At 71.8% G+C, this 7874-nt stretch carries 3 protein-coding genes; all 3 read left to right on the forward strand.

Going from position 1 to position 7874, the window contains the following annotated elements; all coding sequences use genetic code 11:
• The first annotated feature begins 238 nt into the window (after positions 1 to 238).
• The 3 genes from HK417_RS22790 (at position 239) to HK417_RS22800 (ending at position 7812) form a co-directional block, all read left to right on the forward strand.
• Positions 239 to 4096: a trypsin-like peptidase domain-containing protein gene (locus tag HK417_RS22790; RefSeq protein ID WP_368858541.1), complete on the forward strand. Its 3858-nt coding sequence runs from the start codon at positions 239 to 241 to the stop codon at positions 4094 to 4096.
• 404 nt (positions 4097 to 4500) lie between these two features.
• A complete protein-coding gene (locus tag HK417_RS22795; RefSeq protein WP_222272407.1) occupies positions 4501 to 4836 on the forward strand; it encodes a trypco2 family protein in 336 nt (111 codons plus the stop codon).
• A gap of 6 nt (positions 4837 to 4842) precedes the next feature.
• Positions 4843 to 7812, forward strand: a complete 2970-nt coding sequence (locus tag HK417_RS22800) for a trypsin-like peptidase domain-containing protein (RefSeq protein ID WP_222272409.1) — start codon at positions 4843 to 4845, stop codon at positions 7810 to 7812.
• Positions 7813 to 7874: the final 62 nt, after the last annotated feature.

Consider the following 7874-nt stretch of genomic DNA (forward strand, 5'->3'; position numbering starts at 1 on the left):
TGGAGTTGAAGGTCACTGCGACGAGGAAGGCCAACGCCAAGGCCGGGGGCAGGGTCCTGCTCATCACGGAGCTTGGCGGGTCGGTGGGCTCTCAGCGGCAGAGTCTGCAGACTGCGATGGTGGTGTTCCGCGAGCCGCTGGACCGACGCGGGAACCCGGTGAAGGTGGCCCACGCGACAAACCGGATCAGGGGATAGCTCCGGTGGAGCCGGTGGCGTTGTCGGCGCGGGTGGTGGCGGTGACCGCCGACCTTCGTGCGGGCCGCTTCCGGTACGGGTCGGGGTGCCTGATTGGCGGCCGGTGGGTTTTGACGGCAGCGCACGTCGTGGTGGGCGCGGTGTCGGTGACCATCCTGGATTCGGCCAAGAACGCGTTTGCGGCGACGGTCAACCCGCGGTTCGTCGGCGAGGTCGATGGTCCGGGCCCGGATCTGGCGCTGTTGCAGGTCTCCGATCCGGGCTTCACAGGGGACCTGCCGCCGCTGCCCGTGGCGGCGGTCGATCGAGACAGCACGACCGGGGAGCCAATCGAACGGGTACACGCGATCGGCTATCCGTGGTTCGCCGAGACGCCGTCGCCGATGGCGGTGCGCCGAGAGACCGTCGATGCGATCGGCGTGCTGCCGGTCGGCTCCGGGCTAGCCGGCGGGCTGCTGAGCCTGGTCGTGTCGATCGCACCGCGGCCGCTGCCGCCGGCGGACAGGTCCTTGACGGACTCGGAGTGGGCGGGGATGTCCGGCGCGCCGGTGCTCGCCGCTGGGCATCTGCTCGGCGTAGTGACCGAGCACGCCCCGCGGGCCGGGCCATCGACGATCACTGCTGTCCCACTGACTGCCCTGCAGCAGGACCAAGTACACCCGGAGTGGGGGCCGGGGGCCCCCGACCCGACCGCGTGGCTATCTCGTCTAGGCGTGGGTGATCCCACAGGTTGGCCGCGGCTGCCAGCACCACCCCCGCCACGGCCTGAGCCGGCCTACCGGGCGACCCTGCGGGAGTTCGGCCGGACCCTGCACCGGCGGATGCCGCAGCTGCTCGGCCGGCAGCGGGAGTTAGCTGAGATCGCCGCGTATGCCACCGGCGCTCACGGCTACCGGTGGCTGGTGGGCAGCGCGTACGCGGGCAAGAGCGCCCTGCTGTACGAGGCGGTCACCCTCGGGTTGCCCGACGAGGTGGATGTGGTCTGCTATTTCTTGTCCCGGCGGGCGTCAGACGCCTCCAGCGAGCGGTTCCTGTCCGCGGTGGTACCCCAGCTGGCGTACCTGTCCGACCTTGAGCCCCCGGTCGCGAGCAGGGATGAGTTCTTCACGCTATGGGAGAAGGCGGTCGAACGCGCCGAGCGGAACGGGCGTCACCTGCTGCTGGCGGTCGACGGCCTGGACGAGGACCTACTTCCGCCCGGATCACCCAGCGTCGCCAGCCTGCTGCCGACCCTGGCCGGGAAGCACGCGCACGTGCTCGTCAGCAGTCGCCCCCGGCCGCAGCTCCCTCGCGATGTGCCGGCCGGGCATCCGCTCCAGCAGGTGGAGCCCCTCGACCTTCCCCCGTTCGAGGGTGCGGAGGACCTGGCCGAGCTGGCCCGCAGGGAGTTCCACGACCTGACGCACGGAGCTGAGGCCGACCTTGCAGTCGACGTCCTGGGCCTGCTCACCGCAGCCGCCGGCGCACTCACTGTGCCCGACCTGCACACCCTGCTCACTGATGCCCCCGGCGCCACCACCGTGACCTCCCGGCAGGTGAAGGCATTCGTCGATGAGCGGGCGGTGCGCGTCCTGGAGCCGGTCGGTCCGGCCGGGGTCGCGCGCTGGCAGTTCGCGCACTCCTCCCTACTCGAGTACGTGCAGGACTCCGAGGGGGACTTCGCGCAGGACACCGAGGAACTCCGCGATCCGCAGTACCCGCAGCGAATCCACCGCTGGGCCCAGCGCTGGCGCGACGTCAACTGGACCGCGCCGCCGGAGGCCGGTGGGATTCCCCGGTACTTACTCGACGAATACCCCGCGACTCTGGCCAGCGACCCGGACCGGCTGACCGAGCTCGCCAGCGACCCGGCCTGGGTTGCCGCCGCCATCCCGGTCACCGGCGTCGACCAGGTACTCGCGACCCTGCGCACCGCGACCACCGCCCGGCCAGGGCATACCGTGGCGGCCATGCTCGCGGTGCTCACTGGGCAGCGGCTCAATCTCCGCTCCCCGCGCCCGGTGGACCAACCCGGCTACGTGTTGCGGCAGCTGTGCCTACAGGCGATGGAGCACGGCGAGGACCGCCTCGCCGACACCATGCGCGTCCAGCTACGCGCCTTCCCAAACCCCGGCCCAATCCCCCTGTGCACCACTCACCGAGCGAGTCCGGCACTCGCACTGGAACTGGGCGAGCACGCCGTCTCAGCGGTGGCGGTGCTCGGCGACGGGCGGGTGATCACCGGCGGGTCCGACGGGCGGGTGCTGATGTGGGATCCGACCGCCCCTGCCGCAGGACCCGTTCGGCTAGGCGGGCACACCAACGAAGTGAGAGCGGTGGCGGTGCTCGGCGACGGGCGGGTGATCACCGGCGGGTCCGACGGGCGAGTGCTGATGTGGGACCCGACCGCCCCTGCCGCAGGACCCGTTTGGCTGGGCGAGCACACCGACGGGGTGAGTGCGGTGGCGGTGCTCGGCGACGGGCGGGTGGTCACGGGCGGGTCCGACGGGCGGGTGCTGGTCTGGGCCCCGGACAGCCCGGCCGCCGGGGCGGTCCCGCTCGGCGAGCACGGCGGTGGGTTGTCAGCCGTGGCGGTGCTCGGCGACGGGCGGGTGATCGCCGGCGGGTCCGACGGGCGGGTGCTGATGTGGGACCCGACCGCCCCTGCCGCAGGACCCGTTTGGCTGGGCGAGCACACCGCTGCAGTGAGAGCGGTGGCGGTGCTCGACGACGGGCGGGTGGTCACCGGAGGGTTCGACGGGCGGGTGCTGGTGTGGGACCCGGACCGCCGAAGCGCCGCGCCGATCTGGCTGGGCGAGCGCGCCGGCGCGGTGTCGCCGGTGTTGGCGGTGGCCGTGCTCGACGACGGGCGGGTGGTCACCGGCAGGGTCGACGGGCGGCTGCTGGTGTGGGACCCGGACCGCCCGGACGCCGAACCATTGGAGCTGGGCAAGCACACCGCCGCGGTGGAGGCGGTGGCCGTGCTCGGCGACGGGCGGGTGGTCACCGGCGGGTACGACGCGCGGCTGCTGGTGTGGGACCCGAGCCACCCGATCGGGCGGGGCGAGAACGCCGGCGGGGTGAGTGCGGTGGCGGTGCTCGGCGACGGGCGGGTGGTCACCGGTGACATCTACGGGAGGATGCTGCTGTGGGACCCGACCGCCCCTGCCGCAGGACCCGTTTGGCTGGGCGACACCGTCGGGGTGCAAGCGGTGGCGGTGCTCGGCGACGGGCGGGTGGTCACCGGCGGGAACGACATGCGGGTGCTGGTGTGGGACCCGACTCGCCCCGGGGCCGGAGCGGTCATGCTGGGAAAGCGCCTCTACGAGGTCGATGCGATGGCGGTGCTCGGTGACGGGCGGGTGGTCACCGGCGGTGGCCGCTTCGACGGGCGGGTGCTGGTGTGGGACCCGGACCGCCCGGGCGCCCGGCCGGTTCGGCTGGGCAAGCGCACCGGCGAGGTGTCGGCGGTGGCGGTGCTGGGCGACGGAAGGGTGGTCACCGGCGGGTCCCACGGGGCGCTGGTGTGGAACCCATCCCACCCGGGCGCCGCGCCGATCGAACTCGGCGAGAACGCCGGCGGGGTGGGTGCGGTGGCGGTGCTCGGCGACGGGCGGGTGGTCACCGGTGACATCGACGGGAGGGTGCTGGTGTGGGACCCGACCCGCCCGGGCGCCGCGCCGATGGAGCTGGGCAAGCACCGTGGCGAGGTGGGTGCGGTGGCGGTGCTCGGCGACGGGCGGGTGGTCACCGGCGGGGCCGACCGGCGGGTGCTGGTGTGGGACCCGACCGAGGAACGACAGACGACCGAGATCGGGTGCACGGTCTCGGCGCTTGCGGCATCCCCGCGATTGGAGCCGAACGAAACGCTGCTAGCCATTGCTCACGTAGACACGGGTTGGTCACTGTGGTCGGCCTGATTGGGCATCCCGTGACCAACAGTCCGTCTAGCACTTCCGCGGGCCGGCTCAGGCCGTCCTGGATGCATGACGCGGGTCGAACCCGTCACTCCTGCGACTGGCTTCGGCCCGTCGCCGATGAGCTAGACGGATAGGTGACCAGCAACGTCCCGAGTTCGAAGCGAGGGAGTTCGAGCCACGTCGCCGTTCAAGACGATTCGGGATACCGGGGGGACTTGGACACCGCGAAGTGAGAGCCGTCCCACCAGCGGCCGTCCCGGTGGGGGAGGAGCGCGGTGCGCGCGGCTTCTCTGTCACGGTCGGAACGTAGCGCGACCCTCGGACAGATCTCTGGTCTTGCGAGAGGGCCGTTCCGGCGCGCGCCTGTGCCACACTCCGGACACGGTGGTGGGGGACCGGTGCCGATGGACGATAACGTGCAGGACCCGAGGACCGAACTCAGTTTGACCGAGGCGATCGAGGCGCTGCGGGATGGCCTTCTGCGGGCCCGAGCCGCCGGAGGTGGGTCGGACATCCAGTTGCCGGTGCAGTCGATGACCGTGGAGCTGAAGGTGACCGCGACGCGCAAGGCCGACGGCAAGGCCGGGTTCAAGGTGCCGATCGTCAACGTGGAGCTGGGCGGGTCGGCGGGCTGGCAGAGAGACACGCTGCAGACGGTGACGGTGGTGTTCGGTGAGCCGGTGGATCGCGACGGTCGGCCGGTGAAGGTTGCCCAGGCCACCGGCGAGCTCAAGGGGTAGCGCGCGATGCCGCCGGTGCCGTTGGCGGCGCGGGTGGTGGAGGTGATCGGCGACCTCGGCCCGCAGGCCGCTGACCGCTACCGCTACGGGTCGGGCTGCCTGGTGGGCGGGCGGTGGGTGCTGACCGCGGCACATGTGGTGGCCGGCGCGCAGGCGGTGACCGTCCGGAAGCCGGCCAAACGAAAGCACATGGCGCGGATGAATCCGCGCTTCCTCGGTGACATGGCTGGCCCTGGCCCGGATCTGGCCCTGGTGGAGGTTACCGACCGCAACTTCGGGGCGGGGCCGCCGCCGCTGGGCATGGCCACGGTGGATCGGGACAGCCCGGCCGCGGAGGCTGTGGAACGGGTGCATGCGATTGGCTATCCCTGGTTCGCCGAGACGCCGTCGCCGACAGCAGTGCGCCGGGAAACCGTGGATGCGATTGGGGTGCTGCCGGTGGCCTCCGGGTTGGCCGGCGGGCTGTTGAACCTGGTGGTGTCGGTCGCGCCGCGACCCCTGCCGCCGGCGGACCGGTCGCTGACGGACTCGGAGTGGTCCGGGATGTCCGGGGCGCCGGTGCTGGCCGGCGAGCGGCTGGTCGGGGTGGTGACCGAGCACGCCCCGCGGGCCGGGCCGTCGACGATCACCGCGGTCCCGCTAACCGCCCTCCAGTACAACCCGGACCATCCGGAGTGGGGGCCGGGCGTGCCCGACCCGATGGCCTGGTGGGAGTCACTAGGCGTAGGCGACCCAGCGGGCTGGCCGCGACTGCCGACGCCGCCGCCGGCGAGGGAACCGCCGCCGTACTGGGCGAGTCTGCGTGAGGACATCGGCGAACCCCTGCATTCGCGGATGCCGCAACTGCTGGGGCGGCAACGGGAGCTGGCCGACATAGCCACCTTCGCCACCGGGTCCGCGGGCTACCGGTGGCTGGTTGGTGGGGCGTACGCGGGCAAGAGCGCCCTGCTCTACGAGGCGGTTACCGTCGGCCTGCCCGAACACGTGGACGTGGTCTGCTACTTCCTGTCCCGCCGCGCCTCCGACGCCACTAGCCAGCGGCTGCTCGAGGCGGTGGTGCCGCAGCTGGCCTATCTATGCGGCCTCGACCCCCCGCCCCCGAGCAAGGACGCCTTCCGGACCTTATGGAAGAGGGCGGTCGATCGCGCCGAGGCGTCCGGGCGTCATCTGCTGCTGGTCGTGGACGGCCTGGACGAGGACCTTCTGCCGGCCGGAGCCCCAAGCGTGGCGAGCCTGCTGCCAACACTGGCTGTGGCACACGCTCACGTGCACATCACCAGTCGGCCCCGCCCTGAGCTGCCCATCGACGTGCCGGGCGGCCATCCGCTCACGCGCGTGGAACCCCTCGAACTTCCGCCGTTCGAGGGTGCGGAGGATTTGGCGCAGCTGGCCCGCAAGGAGTTCTACGACCTGACGCACGGGGACAACCCTGACCTGCCGCTGGACGTGCTTGGGCTGCTGACCGCGGCCGCGGGTCCCCTCGCAGTGGCCGACCTGCACGCTTTGCTGTCTGACGGCGCTGGCGCCGCTGCGGTGACCTCTCGACAGGTGAAGACCCTCGTCAACGAGCGCGCCATTCGCATCCTCGAGCCCGTCGGACCTGCCCGTAATGTCCGCTGGCAATTCGCACACTCATCCCTACTTGAGTACGCACAGAACCCGAACGGGAAGTTCTCGGAGGACACCGAGGAGCTGCGTGACCCGCGCTATCGGCAGCTGATCGACCGATGGGCCCAGCGTTGGCGCGACGCCGGCTGGATGGCACCGACCGACGGCCATCCGGTTCCCCGGTATCTGCTTGATGAGTACCCCCAGACACTGACCGGTGACCCGGACCGACTCGCATGGCTCGCTGGCGACCTCGCCTGGGTCGCCACTTCCCTCCCGGTCACCGGCGTCGACCGAATGCTGGCCACTCTGCACACCGCCATTGCCGCCCAACCAGGGCATGCCACTGCGGCGACCATCGCCTCCGTGGTCGCCGGGCAACGGCTCAACCTGCTACCGCCGCGCCCAGTCGGTCAACCCGGCTACGTGCTGCGGCAGCTGTGCCTGGAAGCGATGAAGCACGGCGAGGACCGCATCGCCGACGCCCTTCGCGACCGGCTACGTAACCTGCTCGACTACGGCCCGGTCCCCATCTGGGCCCCCACTCGGGTCAGTCCGGCACTCGTGCTCCAGTTGGGCGAACACGTCGGCCAGATCTCAAGGGTCGCGGTACTGCGTGACGGGCGGGTGGTCACTGGCGGCATGGACGACGGGCAGGTGCTGATCTGGGATCCGGCCCACCCGGACGCCGCCCCCGTCCGGGTAGGCAAGCACGCCCGCGGGGTATGGGCCGTGGCTGAGCTGCATGACGGCCGAGTGGTTACCGGCGGGCGCAATCGGCTCGTCCGAGTGTGGGATCCGGCCCGCCCGGGCGCCACGCCCCTCCGGCTAGGCAAGCACGCCAGCGGAGTGCCGGCGGTAGCCGTGCTTGGTGACGGGCGGGTCGTCACCGGCGGCTCGGAGGACGGGCAGATACTCGTGTGGGATCCGGCCCGCAAGGGCGCTCCGCCGGTCGTGCTGGGTCAGCACGATGGCGGGGTGTCGGCGGTGGCCGTGCTCGGTGACGGGCGCGTGGTCACCGGCGGGGCCGGCCGAACGCTGGTCTGGGACCCAAGACACCTGGAGGTTGGGCCGCTGCAACTGGGAGAGGATGCCGACGGGGTGGGAGCACTCGCCGTCCTCGGCGACCAGCGCGTGGTCACCGTTGGTAGCCGCCACGGGCTGGTGCTGGTCTGGGACCCAGCACACCCCGGCGGCGCGCCGATCAGGTTGGGCGAGCACAGCGGCTGGGTGTGGGGGCCAGTAGCCGTGGCGGTGCTGAGTGACGGGCGGGTGGTCACGGTCGGCGGCCCTACCGACGCACGAGTGCTGGTCTGGGATACAGCGCGCCCCGGAGCCCCAGCTCTTCAACTGGGCGAGTGGAGTTAACCCGCTTCGGTGGACACCCTGAGCTTGGGCGTCTCGCCCGAGGAAGGGGTCCTGATGGGCCG

Source organism: Modestobacter marinus (assembly GCF_019799945.1).
GTDB lineage: Bacteria > Actinomycetota > Actinomycetes > Mycobacteriales > Geodermatophilaceae > Modestobacter > Modestobacter marinus_B.